At 43.8% G+C, this 19,772-nt stretch carries 19 protein-coding genes; 6 read left to right on the forward strand and 13 right to left on the reverse strand.

Annotated elements, in window-relative coordinates:
• Nucleotides 1-60 precede the first annotated feature (60 nt).
• The 4 genes from AC57BQ_RS18125 to AC57BQ_RS18140 all read left to right on the forward strand — a co-directional run bounded on the left by AC57BQ_RS18125 (nucleotide 61) and on the right by AC57BQ_RS18140 (nucleotide 4,294).
• Nucleotides 61-816 carry a class I SAM-dependent methyltransferase gene (locus AC57BQ_RS18125; RefSeq protein ID WP_496407609.1) on the forward strand — a complete coding sequence of 252 codons (756 nt, stop codon included), beginning with the start codon at nucleotides 61-63 and terminating at the stop codon, nucleotides 814-816.
• Between the two features lie 163 nt (nucleotides 817-979).
• The gene (locus AC57BQ_RS18130; RefSeq protein ID WP_090473274.1) at nucleotides 980-2,146 is read left to right on the forward strand and encodes a 2-isopropylmalate synthase; all 1,167 of its coding nucleotides are present in this window, start codon (nucleotides 980-982) and stop codon (nucleotides 2,144-2,146) included.
• A gap of 2 nt (nucleotides 2,147-2,148) precedes the next feature.
• Complete coding sequence (gene ilvA, locus AC57BQ_RS18135; RefSeq protein WP_496407610.1) at nucleotides 2,149-3,399, forward strand: threonine ammonia-lyase IlvA; 1,251 nt, start codon at nucleotides 2,149-2,151, stop codon at nucleotides 3,397-3,399.
• A 166-nt stretch (nucleotides 3,400-3,565) separates the two neighbouring features.
• A complete protein-coding gene (locus tag AC57BQ_RS18140; RefSeq protein ID WP_496407611.1) occupies nucleotides 3,566-4,294 on the forward strand; it encodes a hypothetical protein in 729 nt (242 codons plus the stop codon).
• A 282-nt stretch (nucleotides 4,295-4,576) separates the two neighbouring features.
• Here the strand turns inward: AC57BQ_RS18140 and AC57BQ_RS18145 are convergent, their stop codons facing one another.
• The 5 genes from AC57BQ_RS18145 to AC57BQ_RS18165 all read right to left on the reverse strand — a co-directional run bounded on the left by AC57BQ_RS18145 (nucleotide 4,577) and on the right by AC57BQ_RS18165 (nucleotide 8,589).
• The gene (locus AC57BQ_RS18145; RefSeq protein ID WP_496407612.1) at nucleotides 4,577-5,575 is read right to left on the reverse strand and encodes an ABC transporter ATP-binding protein; all 999 of its coding nucleotides are present in this window, start codon (nucleotides 5,573-5,575) and stop codon (nucleotides 4,577-4,579) included.
• A 272-nt stretch (nucleotides 5,576-5,847) separates the two neighbouring features.
• Entirely contained in the window at nucleotides 5,848-6,375 is a 528-nt protein-coding gene (locus tag AC57BQ_RS18150) for a hypothetical protein (RefSeq protein WP_496407613.1), read from the reverse strand.
• 57 nt (nucleotides 6,376-6,432) lie between these two features.
• On the reverse strand, nucleotides 6,433-7,251 hold the full coding sequence (locus tag AC57BQ_RS18155) for an outer membrane beta-barrel protein (protein ID WP_496407614.1): 819 nt from the start codon (nucleotides 7,249-7,251) through the stop codon (nucleotides 6,433-6,435).
• Between the two features lie 17 nt (nucleotides 7,252-7,268).
• Nucleotides 7,269-8,060, reverse strand: coding sequence for a hypothetical protein (locus tag AC57BQ_RS18160; RefSeq protein WP_496407615.1), 792 nt, complete (start codon nucleotides 8,058-8,060; stop codon nucleotides 7,269-7,271).
• On the reverse strand, nucleotides 8,020-8,589 hold the full coding sequence (locus AC57BQ_RS18165) for an RNA polymerase sigma factor (protein ID WP_496409482.1): 570 nt from the start codon (nucleotides 8,587-8,589) through the stop codon (nucleotides 8,020-8,022). Before AC57BQ_RS18165 ends, AC57BQ_RS18160 begins: the two co-directional genes overlap by 41 nt.
• A 104-nt stretch (nucleotides 8,590-8,693) precedes the next feature.
• Between AC57BQ_RS18165 and AC57BQ_RS18170 the strand changes: the two genes are divergently transcribed.
• Nucleotides 8,694-9,959: a metal-dependent hydrolase family protein gene (locus AC57BQ_RS18170; protein WP_496407616.1), complete on the forward strand. Its 1,266-nt coding sequence runs from the start codon at nucleotides 8,694-8,696 to the stop codon at nucleotides 9,957-9,959.
• A gap of 113 nt (nucleotides 9,960-10,072) precedes the next feature.
• Here the strand turns inward: AC57BQ_RS18170 and hemJ are convergent, their stop codons facing one another.
• The 8 genes from hemJ to hemC form a co-directional block, all read right to left on the reverse strand.
• On the reverse strand, nucleotides 10,073-10,609 hold the full coding sequence (gene hemJ / locus AC57BQ_RS18175) for a protoporphyrinogen oxidase HemJ (protein WP_496407617.1): 537 nt from the start codon (nucleotides 10,607-10,609) through the stop codon (nucleotides 10,073-10,075).
• 112 nt (nucleotides 10,610-10,721) lie between these two features.
• Nucleotides 10,722-11,747, reverse strand: coding sequence for a uroporphyrinogen decarboxylase (hemE, locus tag AC57BQ_RS18180; protein WP_496407618.1), 1,026 nt, complete (start codon nucleotides 11,745-11,747; stop codon nucleotides 10,722-10,724).
• Nucleotides 11,748-11,861: 114 nt separating this feature from the next.
• Nucleotides 11,862-12,383: a hypothetical protein gene (locus AC57BQ_RS18185; protein WP_090473284.1), complete on the reverse strand. Its 522-nt coding sequence runs from the start codon at nucleotides 12,381-12,383 to the stop codon at nucleotides 11,862-11,864.
• A complete protein-coding gene (locus AC57BQ_RS18190) occupies nucleotides 12,383-13,090 on the reverse strand; it encodes a response regulator transcription factor (RefSeq protein WP_090473285.1) in 708 nt (235 codons plus the stop codon). The genes AC57BQ_RS18185 and AC57BQ_RS18190 overlap by 1 nt, the downstream gene beginning before the upstream one ends.
• Before the next feature lie 15 nt (nucleotides 13,091-13,105).
• On the reverse strand, nucleotides 13,106-13,981 hold the full coding sequence (locus tag AC57BQ_RS18195) for a sensor histidine kinase (RefSeq protein ID WP_090473286.1): 876 nt from the start codon (nucleotides 13,979-13,981) through the stop codon (nucleotides 13,106-13,108).
• 88 nt (nucleotides 13,982-14,069) lie between these two features.
• Nucleotides 14,070-15,440 carry a glutamate-1-semialdehyde 2,1-aminomutase gene (gene hemL / locus AC57BQ_RS18200; protein ID WP_496407619.1) on the reverse strand — a complete coding sequence of 457 codons (1,371 nt, stop codon included), beginning with the start codon at nucleotides 15,438-15,440 and terminating at the stop codon, nucleotides 14,070-14,072.
• 96 nt (nucleotides 15,441-15,536) lie between these two features.
• Nucleotides 15,537-16,508 (reverse strand): porphobilinogen synthase, encoded by a 972-nt coding sequence (hemB, locus tag AC57BQ_RS18205; RefSeq protein WP_090473288.1) that lies wholly within the window; start codon nucleotides 16,506-16,508, stop codon nucleotides 15,537-15,539.
• A 128-nt stretch (nucleotides 16,509-16,636) separates the two neighbouring features.
• Nucleotides 16,637-18,211 (reverse strand): hydroxymethylbilane synthase, encoded by a 1,575-nt coding sequence (gene hemC / locus AC57BQ_RS18210; protein WP_496407620.1) that lies wholly within the window; start codon nucleotides 18,209-18,211, stop codon nucleotides 16,637-16,639.
• A 469-nt stretch (nucleotides 18,212-18,680) separates the two neighbouring features.
• Here hemC and AC57BQ_RS18215 point away from each other — a divergent pair, with 469 nt between their 5' ends.
• Nucleotides 18,681-19,550 carry a hypothetical protein gene (locus tag AC57BQ_RS18215; RefSeq protein ID WP_496407621.1) on the forward strand — a complete coding sequence of 290 codons (870 nt, stop codon included), beginning with the start codon at nucleotides 18,681-18,683 and terminating at the stop codon, nucleotides 19,548-19,550.
• The last annotated feature ends 222 nt before the right edge of the window (nucleotides 19,551-19,772 follow it).

The following is a 19,772-nucleotide window of genomic DNA, read 5'->3' on the forward strand; positions in this document are numbered from 1 at the left end:
CTTAAAGCTAAATGACAAAATCGGTGTAGTCAAAAAGACATCGGTGTAATCTGAAAGAATATGAAATGGAACGCTGATTTGTACGACCAAAAGCACGCCTTTGTATTTCAATACGGTGAGGATGTGCTGGAATTACTGGATGTTAAACCCGGCGAATATATACTGGATCTGGGTTGCGGCACCGGCCATTTAACACAGCAAATAAAAGATAAAGGAGCCCGTGTAAAAGGCACCGATTTTTCGCCGGAGATGATTGAGCAGGCAAGGGCAAAGTACCCGGACGTTGATTTCGCGGTGGAGAACGCTGCCGATTTTTTTACAGACGAAAAATATGATGCCGTATTTTCAAACGCGGCCCTGCACTGGGTGCTGGATGCCAATGGTGCTGCCCGCAGTGTGTACAACAGTTTGAAACATGGCGGTCGTTTTGTAGCCGAAATGGGCGGCAAAGGTAATGTGGCCCGTTTAATTGAGGCAACTCAACTGGTACTACAAAACCATGGGTACCATGTACAGGCCGATACCAGGATCTGGTATTTCCCATCGGTTGGCGAGTATGCCACCAAGCTAGAAGAGCATGGTTTCAGGGTAACTTACGCGGTTCATTACGACCGTAAAACACCATTGCAGGATGGCGATGAAGGTGTGGCTAAATGGGTTACCATGTTCGGCGCACAATACCTGGAGAATATCCCTGAAGAGGAGAAAGCGGAGATATTAAAAGAAATCACACACAAACTGGAACCCCACTACAATGAAGGTGGCCAATGGTATGCCGACTATAAGAGGTTACGGTTTGTGGCGATAAAAGAATAATTTAAGTAGCAAGTAATTAGTATCAAGTATCAAGACTTTTTATCTGTTTTGATTTTAGATACATACAGATAACGAATTGAATTAAGTAAAAAGTAAACGAATGGGTCTTGATACCTGATACTCGCTACTTGATACTAACAAAAATTTAAAAACTAAGAAAAATATGTTACACGATCCCAACCGCGTTTATGTTTTTGATACTACGCTTCGCGATGGCGAGCAGGTACCGGGTTGCCAGTTAACAACCCCCGAAAAAATTGAGATAGCAAAAGAACTGGAGCTGCTGGGCGTGGATATTATTGAAGCAGGTTTCCCGGTTTCAAGTCCGGGCGATTTCAACAGTGTTGTTGAAATTTCAAAAGCTGTAAAAGAACCTACTGTTTGCGCCTTAACACGTGCCAACAAAGGCGATATTGACGCTGCTATCGAGTCGTTAAAATACGCCAAACGGCCGCGTATCCATACGGGCATCGGTTCTTCCGACATGCATATCAAGCATAAATTTAACAGTACCCGCGAAGAAATTCTGGAGCGTGCTGTTGAAGCTGTAAAATATGCCAAACGTGCTGTAGAAGATATTGAGTTTTACGCCGAAGATGCCGGCAGGGCCGATGTAGAATACCTGGCCAAAATGGTTGAGGCTGTAATTGCCGCAGGTGCTACCGTAGTGAACATTCCGGATACCAACGGTTACTGCCTGCCTGATCAATATGGCGCCAAAATCAAGTTCTTGAAAGAGAATGTTAAAAATATCGACAAAGCCATTATTTCGGTGCATTGCCATAACGACCTGGGTTTGGCTACAGCCAACTCTATCGCCGGCTTGCAGAATGGTGCACGCCAAATAGAAGGCACCATTAATGGTATTGGGGAGCGTGCTGGCAATACTTCTATTGAGGAAGTCGTCATGATCCTGAAAACACACCAGGTGCTGGGTTTGCATACCCAGATAGACTCTAAAAGATTTTATGAGCTTAGCCAAATGATCCGTACACAAATGCGCATGCCCGTGCAGCCTAATAAAGCTATTGTAGGCGCCAACGCATTTGCACACAGTTCCGGTATACACCAGGATGGCTTTTTGAAAATGCGCGAAAATTATGAGATCATTCGTCCGGAGGATGTAGGTTTCCCAAGCGCCAGCATCGTACTAACTGCACGCAGCGGCAGGCATGCGCTTAAATTCCATTTGGAACGCCTTGGTATCAACCTCAGCAAAGAAGAACTGGCAGAAGCTTATAACAACTTTTTAACTCTTGCAGATGCTAAATTAGACATCAACGACAATGATCTGTTGAGCCTGGTAGCGCACAAGCTGGTAAAAAACTAATAATGGAAACTGATACGAAGAACCAGCTGGATTTTGAAGCCGCGCATGAACGTCTGAAAGGCGTTGTTAAGCGCACTCCGCTGGAATATAATGCCGGCCTTTCGGCAAAATACGAATGTGAGGTTTACCTCAAACGTGAAGATTTACAAGTAGTACGCTCTTACAAATTGCGTGGCGCGTACAACATGATCAGTCAGCTAAGTGCCGAAGAGTTAAGTCGGGGCGTGGTTTGCGCCAGCGCGGGTAATCATGCGCAGGGTGTGGCATTCAGCTGTAATGCCTTAGGCACTAAGGGCGTAATTTTTATGCCCGAGATAACGCCGAGACAAAAAATCACCCAAACAGAAATGCATGGGCACGGTAATATCGAGATCGTTTTAACAGGCGATACTTTTGACGATTGCCTGCGCGAAGCTTTGATCTATACTGAAGCTCATCAAATGACCTTCATTCCACCTTTTGATAACTACCGTATCATTGAAGGCCAGGGAACTGTAGGTTTAGAAATACTGGAAGATCTGCCGGATCTGGAAGCCGTAATTATGCCCATCGGTGGCGGTGGCATGGCAGCTGGTACAAGCAGCTATTTAAGGCAGCACGTTCCTGGAGTTTATCTGATAGGGGTTGAGCCGGAAGGTGCACCATCTATGCTGAAAGCTTTTGAACATGGAGAGCCGATCACATTGCCGGAGATAGATCGTTTTGTTGACGGCGCCGCGGTAAAACGTGTAGGTACTTTAACCTATGAGATTTGCCGCGAGTTACTGGATGAGATGCTATTGGTACCTGAGGGTAAAGTTTGTACCACCATACTTAAACTATACAACGAAGATGCAATTGTAGTTGAACCCGCAGGCGCCCTTTCAGTAGCTGTATTAGACGCTTGTAGGGATAAGATCAAGGGCAAAAAGGTAGTTTGTATAGTGAGTGGTGGTAATAATGATATTGCCCGTATGCAGGAGATCAAAGAGAAATCATTACTGTATGAAGGCCTTAAACATTATTTCATTGTTCGCTTCCCGCAGCGCCCGGGAGCTTTAAAATTGTTTGTGACCAATGTATTAGGTCCGCATGATGATATCACCCGTTTTGAATTCATCAAGAAAAACGATAAAGAGAATGGCCCTGCCCTGGTAGGTATCGAGCTTCAATCAGCTGAAGATTACCCGGCTTTGTTAAAACGCATGTTAGCCCATCGCTTTAACGTCATCGAATTGAATAAAGACCGTACTTTGTTTGAGTACCTGGTGTAAAAAAATATCCGTTTACAAAATATCAGCCCTGGCTTCACTGAAAGCCAGGGCTTTTTTTATTTCCCCCAATAAACCTTTGTATAATATTAAGGTCTTACGCTAGATATTACTTGTATTATAATAACAAAAGCAACCTTATTATCTTATTTTCGCACCAAATTTCTACATGAAAAAATCTACATTTCTTTATTCCCTTCTCCTTTTATCCGCATTTACCTCTTGTCAAAAAGACCATCCCGTTAAAGTAGATACTACCGGAAACAAGCCTCCGGTAATAGCTGCTGTGCACGATTCGGTTTCGTATACGGTTGATGGTAAAACATACATGGCTAATTCTTATAGTGCTTACAGTTCAGGCACCGAACAGGTTAATCAAAAAGTTATTTTTCCTGACAGCAAGAACTTATCCAATTATGAATTGGTTGGTAATCCCGATTCTGTATTATATTTCCAGCGAAATACGATTTCATCTGATGGTGCGAGCCTTCAGATACTCTTCTTAAAAAAATATCCCAAAAGGCATAAAAACGATGGTATTATTTACTTCCCGGCATTAAAAGACCTGCTTACGCAATTTACCATAGGCAAATATCCATATGCCGAAGATTTTGAGCGGGAAAACTCAGAGAATGGTATAGCCATGGTTATTTCGGCCAATGGTAGAAGTTATGCATCTTATTCTCCTTTTGATTTAAGCAGACCAACTCAACTCAAACCTGGATTTCAAAAAAATTCCACATTTGAGATCATCAGTTTTACCCGGGCTACATCCGGCGGCTACAACCTTGAAGCCAAGTTCAGCGCAGTTGTAGTGGATGGGTTTACAGAGGAACAGAAAAAATTAGAAAACGGCTATTTACGCTTGTATTTCGCGCCATTTGTAGCAGCTGAATAATAAAAAAACTGAAGAATGGTTTTATTTACGGCTTCATAGGTATAGCCAATAAGCTTCTTTTGTCATTCTGAACGCAGTGAAGAACTATCTCTTGAACGTAGTGAAAAACTATCTCTTGAGCGTAGCGAAAAACTATCTCTTGAACGTAGTGAAAAACTATCTCTTGAGCGTAGCGAAAAACTATCTCTTGAACGTAGTGAAAAATCTATTCGACGGGCAAAGTTCAAGAATAGATTCTTCGTTCCTCAGAATGACATTTTTTTTAATACCCCGCCCCCCCACTTAATACTCCAGCCACTTCCCTACCCTTACAGCAACTTTATCACCCTCGGTGTATTTTCCAGGCTCTTCGTTCACTATGCGTATTGAAACGCCCTTTTGTTCCAGTATCAGGTCTTCGTAGAAACCTTTAAAAAGTACCTGTTTTACAACCCAGGATTTGTTTGGAGTGATCACTTTGAGTTTGATCCATTCCGGATATATAACAGCGTGCGCATTGGTAATATGAACACCACAAAGTTGGGCTTCGGAAGTGGTAAGTACGTTACAGTTACTGAGCAATTGCGCGGTATACAGGTTCTTTGGTGATTGATACAAGCTTTTAGGATGCCCATGCTCGATGATCTCTCCGTTTTGCAACACGATCAATTCATCGGCCATCGAAAGCACCTCTGCCGGATCATGTGATACCATGATCACTGTAAGCCCGGTTTCTTTTACAATCTGCCTGATATCGCGCTGCAAGCCTTCCCTGAAAGAAGTATCCACCTGGTTAAATGGTTCATCCAGCAACAACACCTGCGGACGGGTGATAATAGCCCGGGCAATGGCTACACGTTGTTTTTCGCCACCGCTCAGGTCGGCCACACGCCTTTCAGCCATGTGTAACATGTTTAGTTGTTTGAGTACCTGCTCTGTTTTTTGTTGTTTGGCCGCCAGGTCGGTTGCGGGCAGCATAGCGGCTACGTTATCCCATACTTTGGCAAACAGGTTCAGATCGTCGGTGTGCTGGGTAACCATTTTCATGGCATCATGCCCTGGGATCAGTTTTTCTTCGGGCCCCCAGATACGGTCTCCTTTGAATTGTACTTCCCCGGTATCGGGCGAGAGCAAACCATAAAGCAGTTTGAGTAAAGTACTTTTCCCGCTGCCGCTTTCACCAATAATAGCCGTTATTTTACCGGGCTGCACCACCATGTTGGTTGGTTTTACACCCGAAAGTTGTTTACCAGGATATATTTTACTTACCGCAATAGCCTGCAAAAAAGGAGTATCTGACATCGGTGGCAAAGATACACGATTTTGAGGATTTGAACAGACCAGGCATATCCTAACAAAGTGGGTTTACATGGTTTACACTTTTCATGGTTGACATGTATTTAATTTACTAATTGATCAATAATGAGCGGGTTTACACTAATCAGCTTAGTACAAAAGATATCTGTAATATTCTTAAACATGATTACTGTGCATTAACTCAGAGTCTTAAGTTGGTCACTCGGGCTACTAGAAACTCTACGAATACCAGGGCACATGCACATCGGTCGGGGAACTTATGGATTCATTAATTTCTTAAGAAAAAAAGACGAATTGGGTACAGATTTGCCCTTGCCAAACTCCAGTTCAATATCATTCTTCGCTTGTGAGGAGCCTAATTCCTTAGCTTTAAAAAGATAATAAAAAGCCAGGTTCTTGGTATTTTTATCATTACTAAACAGCATTACTCCATCGCCGCTTGCGTAAGCCTCGTGGGTCAAAATAGAATTCAAAGTACGATATGCTTCGGGACAGTGATATTTATTAGCCATGATCAGTGAATAATAATAAAGGTCTACTTCCCTGTACGTCATCAAGTATGCGAGCGCGATTTTGTTATAAGCAAAGCAATCGCCACTATCGATGGCCGCTTTCCAAAGGCGTGTTCTCTCCTTCTCATTATTCACTAAGTCAATATATCGAGAGCCTCCTGTCACAACTTGTTCTTTTTTCTTCTTATGCTGTTCTTTTTCTTGCTTATGATTACAGGAAATAAACATGAGCACAAACAGGCTGATGGAGAATAGTGTGATAAGTTTTTTCATTCTGCTTATATTTTGGGTAAGCCATTTCCAACACCAGTAATCCCGCAAAATCAATGTTTAAAAACCCAGCGTCAACCCGAACGAAAAGTTCTTTAAGCCAGCTTGCGCAGGGCTGTTCTCAAACATGTCGCTAAAGTAGTATTTGGCATAAATACCCATCAGGCCATAACCTACGCGTACAAAAGCGCCTTTACGCAGTTTGGTAAAATGATAATCGTCGTTAAATTTCTGTTTGCCGTTCTCTTCGCTAATTTGTTTTACACGACCATTCAGCAATACGCCAATTTCGGGCCCGGCAACAACACGGAAGTAGTTGCCTCTGTCGTCTTCATGACTACGGTAATAGAATGAAAGCGGGATACGCAAATAGCTTGACGAAAAACGGTTCTTGCTGTAATGGATATCATCCTCGGTATAGGTTAAAACCGGGGTGTTCCGTTGTATGGTGATATCCCTGCGTAAGCGGATCAATGTCCAGTCGAACCCACCCGAAACGTATATTTTAAAGGCACTGTTAAAACGATAGCCAAACTGTACCACATCGAAGCCAAAATTGCTGGTTTTCCATTGCCGGTAACTCAAAAACTGGTTATTGGGCGATAAGGTAAAACTACCATGATCAATCAGCGTAGCAAAACCCAGGTCGATACGGGAAAATGTTACCCCAAACGAGAAACCCGGCGCCTTGTGCGCATGATAGGCGGTATCCGGTTGATTAACCGAAACAGCCGGCGCGTCATCCCCCACACCCAATTTTACCCGTACACGTTTCCTATGAACGCTATCAACGGTAGCATGGGTTGAATCGGAAGTAGTTTGCGCAAAGCTTGTGCTTGCTACAACGCATATGATGATGGTAAAAATTAAGCGTTTCATATATAATGGTAAATATATTATTTTTCTTTCTTCACTTTAATAATACCCAGGTTAATGCCAGTAATGGTGGCGTCATCCTCATCGGTATTGGAAAATTCAATGAATTTGTCTTTTCGTTTATCAACAGCCGCTATCACTATGTTAAACACATCGCCCATACTACGGATACGATGCTTTTTAACTGGGGCTTTAACTGGTTTTATAGTCAAAGCCGCCAGCTGCGGTTTGCTCTCCAATAAACTCAGGTTATGTATCGCCGGTTTTACTGACATTTCGTCTCCGGTATGATCAGGTATAACCGCGCTGGCCAGATCATCTCCACGGCTTGTTAAAACACCCTGTGGCTCATTATTTATCCTTGCCAATTCTTCTTGCTGTACTCTTAATTTTTTAGTCTTATCTGCCCTATTGTTCAGCCTTTCAAGCTTCACAGCTGCCAAACGGTTAGTAGGGGCTATAACTGCCTTGGTTACTTTTTTGTTTTGCTGTTGGTCAGCTAATACTGTAAGATCTGTTTTAGTAACCGGGGATGTCTTTTTAATTATCCTGGTAGCCAATGGATCCTGCTTGTTTACTTTGACCTGTTTAGGAATAAACAGCACACCTATGGTAAGCGTCAATACAATGCCTGCTGCGATACTCAAAAAAGACACCAGCGATTTTTTGCGTTTGCCGGCATCCAACTCAGTGGCTATACCTGTCCATACATGGGCCGATGGCTGTATTTCCAATTCATCAAGTGACGACCGGAACAGTTCATCTAATTCATTACCCTGCATATCCATAACTTTTACCCTCCATTTTTGCAATTTGTTCTTTTAATATAGTCCGCGCCCTTGATAGCTGTGATTTGGAAGCCCCTTCGCTAATGCCCATCATCTCCGCTATTTCTTTGTGCGAATAGCCTTCCAGGGCATACAGGTTAAAAACCATACGATAGCCCGGCGCCAGCTGTTGTATCAATCCCAATAATACCTGTGCATCTAAATTTGATGCTGCCAGTGGGTTTACCGATGGCTCATTTCCCACATCATCCGTATTAAGCACCTGCAGCATTTTATGATGTTTACGATAATATTCAATAGAGCTGTGCACCATAATGCGCCTTACCCAGCCTTCAAATGAACCATCGCCACGAAAGTCTGCTGCTTTTTGAAACACCCGGATAAATCCGTTCTGTAGCATATCCTCGGCCTCCATTCTATCCGTTGCATAACGCATGCACACCGCCAGCATTTTGGCCGCGAATTGTTTGTATAACAACTCCTGTGCTTTGCGTTCGCCCGCTTTGCAGCGGTCTATCAATTGTTGAATGGTAAATTTTGGTTCCAAAAACATCATTTATAGCATTAAGATGTAATGCTTTGGTAATTGGTTGCATGGTATCGAAAATATATTTATAGTGTATTTTTTAAACTCCTTTAAACTATCTTTAATTTATAATGAAAAGATCACTTATCACCGTAGCATTTATTATATGCTGCCTTCAACTGCTTGCCCAACCTGCCGAATATTATACCCTGCTTAAACCCGACCGCGTTTTCGACGGCGAACAGATGCACCCCGGCTGGTGGGTGCTGGTAAAAGGCAATCATATTGAAGCGGTGGGTGACGCCTCGCAGATAAAAGCACCGGAAGGTGCCCGGATCATCGAGTTGAAAGGGACTACCTTAATGCCTGGTCTGATCGAAGGGCATTCGCACCTTTTCCTGCATCCTTATAATGAAACCAGCTGGAACGAGCAGGTACTAACCGAAAGCAGGGCCGAACGCACTGCCCGAGCTACCGTAAGCGCCTGGGAAACCCTCATAGCAGGTTTTACTACCGTACGCGACCTGGGTACCGAGGGCGCGGCATATGATGATGTGGGTTTAAAAACAGCCATCAATAAACATGTGATATCCGGCCCGCGGATGTTGGTGGCTACCCGTGCCATTGTGGCTACGGGCAGCTACGGTCCTAAAAATGAGGTACCCGAAAATAGTATTACCAAAGGAGCGGAGGAAGCCGACGGGGTGGATGGTATTACCCATGCGGTGCGGTCGCAAATTGGGCATGGTGCCGACGTGGTTAAAATATATGTAGATTATCGCTGGGGACTGAATGAAACACCCGCACCTACTTTTACCGAAGAGGAATTGAAAGTAGCCGTGCAGGTTGCCAAAAGCAGCGGACGTATGGTGGCTGTACACTCAGGTACGGAAGAGGGGATGCGCCGGGCTATTGCTGCCGGTGTTACTACCATTGAGCATGGTGATGGCGGTACACCAGAGCTGTTTAAATTAATGAAGGAGAAGGGCATAGCGCTATGCCCCACCCTTGCCGCTACCGAGGCTTTAGCCAGTTATAAAGGCTGGAGAAAAGGCATCGATCCGCAAACGGCCGGCATTAAACAAAAGCATTACATATTTACCGAGGCCTTGAAAGCCGGTGTAATCATTTGTATGGGCGGCGATGTAGGCGTGTTCCCGCATGGTGATAATTCCCGCGAAATGATACTGATGGCGGAGTATGGCATGAAGCCGATCGACGTTTTGCGTTCTGCTACGTCGGTAAATGCCTCGGTTTTTAAATTGAGTGACCTGGGCAATATTAAAGCGGGCTACTTAGCCGATATGGTGGCGGTAACCGGTAACCCGGTTGAGGATATGAAGGTTTTAAAACAGGTAAAACTGGTGATGAAGGATGGGATTGTAGTGAAAGAATAACCTCAATCAAGGCCATGCCGAATTTATTTCGGCATCCCACAAGCAAGGTTTACAACGTGCTGGTTAAATGTTCCGTGGGATGCTGAAACAAGTTCAGCATGACGTGGGGGATTTTATTCCTTCTTCATCCTGTAGCGCTTGTATATTTTCACGGCGATCATCAGGATCATGGCTAAGGCAACCAGGCCCACTACGCCAAATATCCAGTTGAGAGCGCTTTTGAGCACCACCAGGAAAACGATGGCGAACAGCAATAAAGTGGCCAGCTCATTCCACAAGCGTAATTGGGTCGACGACCACTTGAATACGCCACTGGCCATTTGTTTTATCTTATTCTGGCACATGTGGTGGTAAATAGCCAGTATTATTACAAAAGTAAGCTTAAGGTGCATCCACCCAAAATGAAGCCAGCCGGGTTGCATTACCAGCATGGTGATACCGGCAGCAACCGTTAGGATCATAGAAGGGATGGTAATGATATTCCACAGCTTACGCTCCATAATGGTAAACTGATCTGATAATATCTTACGATCCGGCTCTGGTTTTTCCTGAGCCTCGGTGTGGTAAATAAACAGGCGTACTATATAAAACAGTCCGGCCATCCAGCAAACCACAAAAATGATGTGTATAGCTTTAACGTAATCGTACATAGGTAGTTATATTTAATTACGGATTAACAAATACGAACTTCAGGAAAATTATTAAAATTTCCTGAAGTTCAATTTATCCATTAAGCAAATTGGTGATATTCGCCTATTGCTGTTAGTTCCTGTATTCTTTAATCACCTCTACCGCGTACTTCACATTATCAAACGGAATATCGGGCATAATACCATGACCCAGGTTAAAGATGAAACCTTTTTCATCCTTCATCCTGTTAAACAGGCGATGGATGCGTTCTTTGATCACCTTTTTATCGGCATATAAAATATGCGGATCAAGGTTGCCCTGTACGGCAATACCTGCCGGTAAACGTTTTTTGATATCCAACAGATCAACGTTCCAGTCGATCGAGATCACATCCGGTTTGGCTTCGGCCATCAACGGTGCAAATACCGAACTGCCTTTGCAGAAGGATATCACCGGGATATCTTTACGGTTCAGTTTACTGATGATCTCGGCAATATAACGGTGACTAAATTCTTTGTAATCATCCCAGGCCAGTGCCTGCGCCCAGCTGTCGAATATCTGTACGGCATTTACACCGGCAGCTATCTGCATGTTCAGGTAATCGGCGGTAACGGTAGCTATTTTTGATAGCAGCTGATGAGCCAGTTCGGGCTCATTATGCAGCATCAGCTTGGTGAGTTTAAAATCTTTGGTCGATCCTCCTTCTACCAGATAGCTCATCACCGTAAAGGGAGCACCAGCAAAACCAATAAGCGGTATGCGGCCATTTAAACGCTGCTGAATTACTTTTATAGCATCGGCAACATATTGCAACTTATCCAACACATCTGTTTGCAGGTTATCCACATCAGCCTGAGTACGTACCGGGTTGGCAAACTTAGGTCCAACACCATTAGTAAAGCTCAGATCGCCGCCCATGGCTTCGCCGGTGACCAATATGTCCGAAAACAGGATGGCTCCGTCGATACCCAACAGATCAACCGGCAACATGGTAACATCAGCAGCCAGTTCCGGGGTTTTGCACATTTCCAAGAACGAATACTTGTTTTTGATCTCCCAGTATTCTTTCATGAAACGGCCAGCCTGGCGCATCATCCACACCGGCGGGCGTTCTGTTTTTTCGGAAAAAGCTGCTTTTATTAATAACGAATCTATCATATTTTTTAGAAGAGTATCAAGTAGTTAGTATCAAGTATCACGACTCAAAGAAAGAATTTTATCGATCTTCACAAAAAATCTTGATACTTGATACTAACTACTTGATACTATTTTTCAATGTTTTTTCAATTCCTGATGAAGACGGTTAATTACCTCCTTCATTTTGGCTGTCATTTTATCTGTATGTTTTTCGGCTAATCCTAAGTAAGCTTTGGCTTTATCAAAATTACCAAACCTGATGTTGAGATTGGCTACGGTAACCAGCGCGGCCACGTGATCATTCAGCGTATGCAGCGGGTATTGTGCGGCCAGCTCATAATGCTGTTCGGCAGCTTCAAATTCCTGCCGCTGGATACAAACACCACCGTATATATATTCATAAAACCCACGGCGCTTTTTGCTCAACCATTTGGGGTTACTGATCTCTTTTAACGATGCTTCGGTTTTTACATAGTCCTTGGCATGAAAATACTTGGCCGCTACTACCAGGGTACCTTGTTTAAAGTAATCCCAAATGAGCAGCAAAATCATCATTACCGCTACTGCTGCCAGTTCATAAATGCGCAGGTACAGTAACAGGCCTAACGATAACAGGAAAATAAATGCTATAAATAAACGTACCCTGTTACTGAACATTAATGCTGATTATCGGTAAACTTATAACCTACACCACGGATAGAGTGAAAATAAACCGGGTTTTTAGGATCTGGTTCAAAATACTTACGGAAGGTTAGGATAAAGTTATCAATAGTACGGGTTGATGGATATACATCATAGTTCCAAACCGTTTCCAGGATCTGCTCGCGCGATACGGCATCATTTCTGCGTTCAATAAGCAGTTTAAGCAGCATGGTTTCTTTTTTGGTAAGCGCGGTGATCGAGCCATCGGCATTTACCAGTTCAAAAGAGTTAAAGTGGATGGTTTTATCACCAATTTTATAGCTGTTAAACTCTTTCAGGTCTTCACCTTTCAGGCTGCGTTTTACCAGGTTGTTCACCCTTAAAATCAGCTCTTCCAGGTTAAATGGTTTAGTCAGGTAATCGTCGGCGCCTTTTTTAAGACCCGCTATTTTGTCCTCATTAGTGTTTTTAGCGGTTAAAAACATAATAGGCACTTCGGTATTTTCAAGCCTGATAGTTTCGGCTACAACAAAGCCGTCAATCTCGGGCATCATTACGTCTAATATCACCAGGTTAAAACGCTCTTCCTTAAACAACTGTAAAGCCTTTTTACCATTTTTAGCTGTAGAAACTTTATATCCTTCCAGCTCAAGGTTAAGTTTGATGGCTTCCAACAAATGTTCTTCGTCTTCAGCTAATAAAATTCTTTTCTTGTTAGGCATGTTATTTTTTTAAATTTAGGTTAATCCAAATACTACTTCAAAAACACTGCCCGCCGGACGGTTATCCCGTACTTTTATGCTGGCCTGGTGTTTATCAAGCACTTCTTTTACAATATAAAGCCCCAGTCCGGTACCTTTGGTATTACGGGTATCCTCGCTGCCTACACGGTAAAACTTATCGAAAATACGTGTTTTTTCGTTATCGGCTATACCAATGCCCTGGTCGGCCACTTCCAGGTAAACCTTATCGTCTTTAGAAAACAGCTTTACAGCCACTGCAGAGCAGGGACTGGAATATTTCACCGCGTTCTCGATAAGGTTAGTTACCACCGATGTCAGCGCGAACTTATCGCCGGTGATCTCTATCTTGGGTTCTATTTCAGCATCAATGATCTGCTGATTGCAATCGCATTTGGTGATCTGTAAACGGTTAACAATACTATCCACCAATACCGAAAGGTTAAAACTATTTTTAGGGAAGGTATATGACCGGTTATCGATTTTTGATGCCAGCAGCATATTCTCTACCATATCATCCAAACGCTCCACATCCAGTAGCGATTTGCTCACAAAATCAAGCAGCTGCTCTTTGGTTAAAGAGCGCTTCTGAATGGTTTGCAACAATATTTTAATAGAGGCCAGCGGCGATTTAAGCTCATGCGTAACCGAAAGCAGGAAATTCCTTTTCTGCTCCTGCAACTTACGCTCCTTGTTGATCGACGCGTGCAGGCTATAAGCCCCTACCACTAATATCAATATGAACATCGAGCCTTCGCCCAGGATCATCCCGATGCGTTGCGGCTGCAGTTTCATCAGCATGTAGCCCCACCAAACCAGTTCGGAAACGGCGTATATGATGAGCGCATAGAAAATAATAAATGGCTTCTTCATTGTTTTTTCAGTTTGCAGTTGACAGTTTTCAGTGGGCAGTTAATGATGGCTGCATGCAAACTGCAAACCGCCCACTGCTAACTGAAAACTATTTTCCGTTAAATACCAGGTCAAGACTATCAAAGATAGCACGTTTAGCTTTCTCCAGGTCTATTTTTGTATGTGCCGATGATATAAAGCCCACTTCGTAACCCGATGGCCCCAGGTAAATACCCCGGTTGATCAGTTCGCGGTGAAACTTTTTGAATTTTTCCATGCTGGAAGCATCAATATCTTCGGCTTTACGAATATACTCTTTATCTGTAAAAGCAAACCAGAATATGGAGCCGATGCCAAACACCTTGAACTTATAGTTACGTGCTGTGGCAAAGCGTTGTACCGCATCGCGGAACTCCTCTGTTTTGTTATTCAAATCGCGATAGAAACCCATTTTCAACAGTTCGCTCAGTTGCGCAATACCTGCCGCCATAGCTACCGGGTTGCCTGATAGGGTTCCTGCCTGGTAAACCGGACCTTCTGGCGATATATTGCTCATGATAGCCGCTGATGACCCGTAAGCACCAACTGGCATACCACCACCAATGATCTTACCATAGGTAATAATATCCGGCTTAATGCCGTAATGACCCGATGCGCCCTCAAAACCGATCCTGAAGCCTGATATTACTTCATCAAATATCAGCAGGGTTCCGTTTTGGGTACATATATCACGTAGGAATTGCAGGTATTCTTTTTCCTGTAATAGCAAACCGTTATTAGCCGGTATTGGCTCAATAATGATGGCGGCAATCTGGTCTTTAAAATCTTCAAAAGCTTTGGTTAAAGCTTCTTTATCATTCAGGGATACCACGATGGTCTCATCAGCAAAGGCTTTGGGTACACCTGCTGATGAGGTTTCGCCAAAAGTAACCAGTCCCGAACCCGCTTTTACCAGCAAGGCATCTACGTGACCATGATAACAGCCTTCAAACTTTAATATTTTGTCGCGTTTGGTATAGCCCCTGGCTAAGCGAATAGCCGACATCACAGCTTCGGTACCTGAGCTTACAAAACGCAGTTTTTCAATCAGTTTATTATTTTTCAGGATGAGTTCGGCCAATTCATTCTCCAAAGCAGTTGGCGCACCGAACGACATGCCATTTTGCATTACTTCGGTCACTTTTTCGCGTACTTTGGTGTTGTTATGTCCCAGGATAAGCGGGCCCCATGAGCAGCAAAAGTCCACAAACTCGTTACCATCGGCATCCCAGATATGGCTGCCGTCGCCTTTTTGGATGAACAGCGGCGTACCGTAAACAGATTTGAACGCCCTAACCGGTGAATTTACACCACCCGGAAAATAAGTTTTCGCTTTCGCGTATAACTCTGCAGACTTTTCCCTGCTGATATCAGGCTTGCCTGTAGTATTTAAAGGCTCATTGGCCTCACCCGAAAACATTTTCTTTATTGAATCTAACATTTCTTTTGGTCCATGGACCATGGTCGATAGTCCATGGTTCTTACACACTATTTTATTTAAAGTCTATGGACTATCGACCATCGACTATGGACTTATTTAAAGCCATTTATTCTCCAACACCTCTTTGGCGTGATAGGTTAGTATCGCGGTAGCGCCTGCCCTACGGATGCTGGTGAGCACCTCGGTAATGGCGCGCTGCTCATTCAACCAGCCTTTTTGTATGGCCGCTTTGATCATCGCGTATTCGCCGCTTACGTTGTAAGCTGCTACCGGCAATTCGGTATTGTCTTTTATCAGTTTGATCACATCCAGGTAAGGCAAGGCCGGTTTTACCATTAAAAAGTCGGCGCCTTCCAGCTCGTCCAGATTAGCTTCTATCAATGCTTCGCGCTGGTTGGCGGGGTTCATCTGGTACGTTTTTTTATCACCAAATTTAGGAGCCGAATTTAAGGCATCCCGGAACGGGCCATAAAAAGCGCTGGCATACTTGGCCGAGTATGACATGATAGAAACGTTTGTAAAGCCGTTTTCGTCCAACACATTGCGAATATATCCTACGCGACCATCCATCATGTCAGAAGGGGCTATGATATCGGCGCCACATTGGGCATGGGCCAGGGCCATTTTGCCTAATACATCCAGCGTTTCATCGTTCAGGATCACGCCATCTTTTACGATGCCGTCATGACCATCGCTGCTATAAGGATCCATCGCTACATCTGTAACCACACAAGCCTCGGGAAAGTTCTTTTTAACTTCACGTATGGCCCGCAGGTATAAGCTATCGTCACGATAGCTTTCGGTAGCCAATGGATCTTTTAATGAATCCTCGATATTGGGGAACAGATCAAAAGAGTTTAAGCCTAGTTTCAGGCAGCTTTCAATTTCGCGCAGTAAATTATCAACAGAGTAGCGGTATATGCCGGGCATAGAAGCCACTTCTGTTTTCTGAAACGTACCATCCACAATAAACAGTGGGAATATCAGGTTAGCCGCGCTAACATGTGTTTCCTGCACCATTTGGCGTATCACTTCACTTTTTCGGTTTCTACGTGGTCTTTGTAACATATCTCTTAGTTCATGGTTCATAGTTGATGGTTCATTGTAATACCAGCAACGTCGCCAATTGTTATTTTGTAATTCCTGTTAATGATTTTAAATCGCTATGATCTATGAACCATCAACTATGAACTAACCTATAATCCAAACACAGCCTCCGCCAGCCCAACTTCGTCGGGTGAGTAAGGCAGGGTATATTTTACACCCATTTCATCAAATTTTTTCCCGGTTGATTTACCAATGGCTACCACCTTTTGGTATGGATCCAACAGGTTATCGGCAAAATAAGCCTCTACGTTGGATGGACTGGTAAACACCATCACATTGGCGCCGCTGGTTTCAACTTCTTCTTCCAGTACGGTTTCATATACCGGCAGATCAATGATCTTGGTATCGGCAGATAATCCCTGCTGTATGCTCCTCATTGGGCTTTCGGCACCGGGGAACAACACAATCTTACCGTTAGCCAGCTTGGCAAATTCTTCGGCTACTTCGGCGGTATCGGTGCCTTCGCCCACATAATCGGTAAAGTACCCTTTGCGGCGCAGCATCTCTTCGCTGCCGCTGCCCATTACCCCGAATTTTACCTTTTTAGGAAACAACGGGTTTAGCTGGAAAAAGTAATCCACTGCGTTTTTACTGGAGAAAAATACCCAGTCGATATTTTTTAATATATAGGAATCAAATTTGGTTATCACCGGTACAGTACGGATAAGCGAACGCGCCTCCACCTCGATACCTAAATGTTCCATCGCTTTCTTAAAGTAGCTATGCTCAGTCAGTTCGCGTGATATAAATACCTTAGCCGGAAACTTGCGGTCTTTAGCAAATTTAGCCACAACCTTTTCTGCCAGGCCTTCGGTAGTGGGCGACTCCAAAAATAACCTGTCCGGAAATTCATCTCCTTCATCGGCTTTGGAAGTAAACACCTGGAACATGCCCTCATCGCGCCTGCAATAGCATCCTAATGGCAGATGACAGCCACCGCCAAACATTTTCAGCACGGTTCTTTCCACAGCCAGCTCTTCGGCCACATCGGGGTGGTGAAGCGTCTGCAATATATCAAAAACTTCCTGGTTGCTTTCGCGGATCTGGATAGCCAGTGCTCCCTGTGCCGGAGCGGGAATCAGTTCCACAGGGGTAATTTCCTCTACGTGAAACTCGCTCAGGTCTAAACCTAAACGCACTACCCCTGCTTTTGCTATCATAATAGCATCGTATTTTTCATCGCGCAGTTTGCCTATACGGGTAGGCACGTTGCCGCGCAGATCTTCTATCTCCAGGTCGGGGCGATGTGCCAGTAGTTGTGCTTTGCGCCTGTTGGATGATGTACCTACAATAGCGCCGTATTTTACCGACAGCTTTTGATGCACATCCACACAATCTTTCAAGATCAACAACAGCTCAGAGGGGTCTTCCCTTTCTGAAACTGCTGCGATGATGAGTCCCGGAGGGTTTTCAGTTGGCAGGTCCTTGTGCGAGTGTACCGCAATATCAATGGTACCGGCCAATAATTCTTCTTCTAATTCCTTGGTGAAAAATCCTTTTCCTTCTAACTTATCAAAGCTCAGGTTTAGTATACGGTCGCCCTGGGTTTTTATGATCTTCAGTTCGGCATTTACGTTAATGGCTGCCAGGCTGTCTTTTACAAAATTAGCCTGCCATAGTGCCAATTCACTGCCGCGGGTTCCTATTATCAGTGTTCTGTCCAAAAGAATGATTTTTTACGGTGCAAATTTAATTTTTTATAGGCATGAATTTAACATTAATTCATGTTATGAAAGTAGAGTGACTAATGATAATTCAAAAGTTAAAATTAAAAAGTCAAAAAAGGTCAATTTGGAGTACACTATGCTTGAGTTTGTTAATGTGTTATCAATGAATTGCCAAGGTGGATGAATTGCGTAGTTAGTTCATCCGGAAGTCATTCCGAATTTATTTCAGCATCCCACATGCAGTACGCATCATGTAGTTTTTGAATTTCAACTTTTGACTTAATAAGGGCGTTGCCTGCGGCCCGGGCTATCCGCTCATACGCCTGCGGGCATTAGGCACAGGGCCGGTATCTGCTGCTATCCCTAACGCGGTCAATGCGAACAGATAACCGCGGTTCCCCTGTACACCCGTAAATGACTAAAACGAATAACAAATACAAAACATAACATCCTTATATTTAGGTAGATGAAATCTACCTACGCCTGTATCACGATCCTATTGTTTGCCCTGGCTTTTACCGCATGTAAGAAAGACAAGCTAGGTAAAACGCCCGATCCCCCTATTACGCCTGATACCTCAAAGGTCTTCAACCTGAAAAAGGTTTATCAGACCAACCTTGCCAGCGGGTACAAAAGCGATTCGATGTTTTATACTTATGATGCCCAAAACAGACTCACCCACATCAGCCATACCGCTTACCAGTTCCCAGCCCAAACAAACGTTGATTTTACCTATAACGGCAATCATATCATTGCTGAAGTGTTTGACGACGGCCAAAATTACCAGTATACCGAAAACTATCATTACAACGCGCAGGGGCAGGTAACTTACATTGACCATATCAACAAATATGCCTACCTGCCCGTTGGCACCAAAGTGCCCAATACCGAAATTGAGCACACTGATACTTTTACCTATGACGCCAACGGCAAGATCATCCTTATAGACAAGTATTACCTACCGCCCATAAATACCCATTATAAAACCACATATGAGTATGACGCGCAGGGCTTACCGGCAAAATCAGTTATTTCTAGCAGTCAGGATACCTTCAACTACACCTACGTATTGTTCACAAAATTTACAGATAAGATTGATTTCAACGCCCAGGCGCTTTCTTATTTTCTCGACTTTAATATGCACCCCCTCGTGCTGGCACAATTGGGCAGGCTGCCCATATCTATGCGGCTGTATTACAGTAACGATAGCGTTTACCACGCGGGCTGGGAGTATGTTTTTACTGTTACCGAAACCAGGATCAGCCATGTTCATTTAACAACAGTACCAACACCTAATCGGCCTTTCATATTTGATTATGAACTGAGTTACCAATAATTTTAATTATTGAATTAGTGATTTAGTGAATTATTGATTTTTCTCAAAAGGTAAGCTGGGGAAGAACGTATATTGTTTGAACCTTGATTTTTAGGATCACCAAGATTTCTTTTATTTTACCTTTCCCCGTCAGCAGAACAGCTTCGGATGAAAGCGGGCAGAACAATGGTGGTCTGTGCGATTGGAGGGCATAGCAAGTTTTGCAGAAGATGGGGAATTGAG

Source organism: Mucilaginibacter sp. BGA-UO-ETr-C110, assembly GCF_059567985.1.

Bases quoted from the DNA above. Each gene is read 5' to 3' on its own strand.
- AC57BQ_RS18190 (WP_090473285.1), bottom strand. From the start codon at position 13,090: ATGCCTAACAAGAAAAGAATTTTATTAGCTGAAGACGAAGAACATTTG.
- AC57BQ_RS18145 (WP_496407612.1), bottom strand. From the start codon at position 5,575: ATGTCAGATACTCCTTTTTTGCAGGCTATTGCGGTAAGTAAAATATAT.
- AC57BQ_RS18150 (WP_496407613.1), bottom strand. From the start codon at position 6,375: ATGAAAAAACTTATCACACTATTCTCCATCAGCCTGTTTGTGCTCATG.
- AC57BQ_RS18165 (WP_496409482.1), bottom strand. From the start codon at position 8,589: ATGTTTTTGGAACCAAAATTTACCATTCAACAATTGATAGACCGCTGC.
- AC57BQ_RS18130 (WP_090473274.1), top strand. From the start codon at position 980: ATGTTACACGATCCCAACCGCGTTTATGTTTTTGATACTACGCTTCGC.
- AC57BQ_RS18140 (WP_496407611.1), top strand. From the start codon at position 3,566: ATGAAAAAATCTACATTTCTTTATTCCCTTCTCCTTTTATCCGCATTT.
- hemB (WP_090473288.1), bottom strand. From the start codon at position 16,508: ATGTTACAAAGACCACGTAGAAACCGAAAAAGTGAAGTGATACGCCAA.
- AC57BQ_RS18125 (WP_496407609.1), top strand. From the start codon at position 61: ATGAAATGGAACGCTGATTTGTACGACCAAAAGCACGCCTTTGTATTT.
- hemL (WP_496407619.1), bottom strand. From the start codon at position 15,440: ATGTTAGATTCAATAAAGAAAATGTTTTCGGGTGAGGCCAATGAGCCT.
- hemJ (WP_496407617.1), bottom strand. From the start codon at position 10,609: ATGTACGATTACGTTAAAGCTATACACATCATTTTTGTGGTTTGCTGG.
- AC57BQ_RS18170 (WP_496407616.1), top strand. From the start codon at position 8,694: ATGAAAAGATCACTTATCACCGTAGCATTTATTATATGCTGCCTTCAA.
- hemE (WP_496407618.1), bottom strand. From the start codon at position 11,747: ATGATAGATTCGTTATTAATAAAAGCAGCTTTTTCCGAAAAAACAGAA.
- AC57BQ_RS18155 (WP_496407614.1), bottom strand. From the start codon at position 7,251: ATGAAACGCTTAATTTTTACCATCATCATATGCGTTGTAGCAAGCACA.
- AC57BQ_RS18185 (WP_090473284.1), bottom strand. From the start codon at position 12,383: ATGTTCAGTAACAGGGTACGTTTATTTATAGCATTTATTTTCCTGTTA.
- AC57BQ_RS18215 (WP_496407621.1), top strand. From the start codon at position 18,681: ATGAAATCTACCTACGCCTGTATCACGATCCTATTGTTTGCCCTGGCT.
- AC57BQ_RS18195 (WP_090473286.1), bottom strand. From the start codon at position 13,981: ATGAAGAAGCCATTTATTATTTTCTATGCGCTCATCATATACGCCGTT.
- ilvA (WP_496407610.1), top strand. From the start codon at position 2,149: ATGGAAACTGATACGAAGAACCAGCTGGATTTTGAAGCCGCGCATGAA.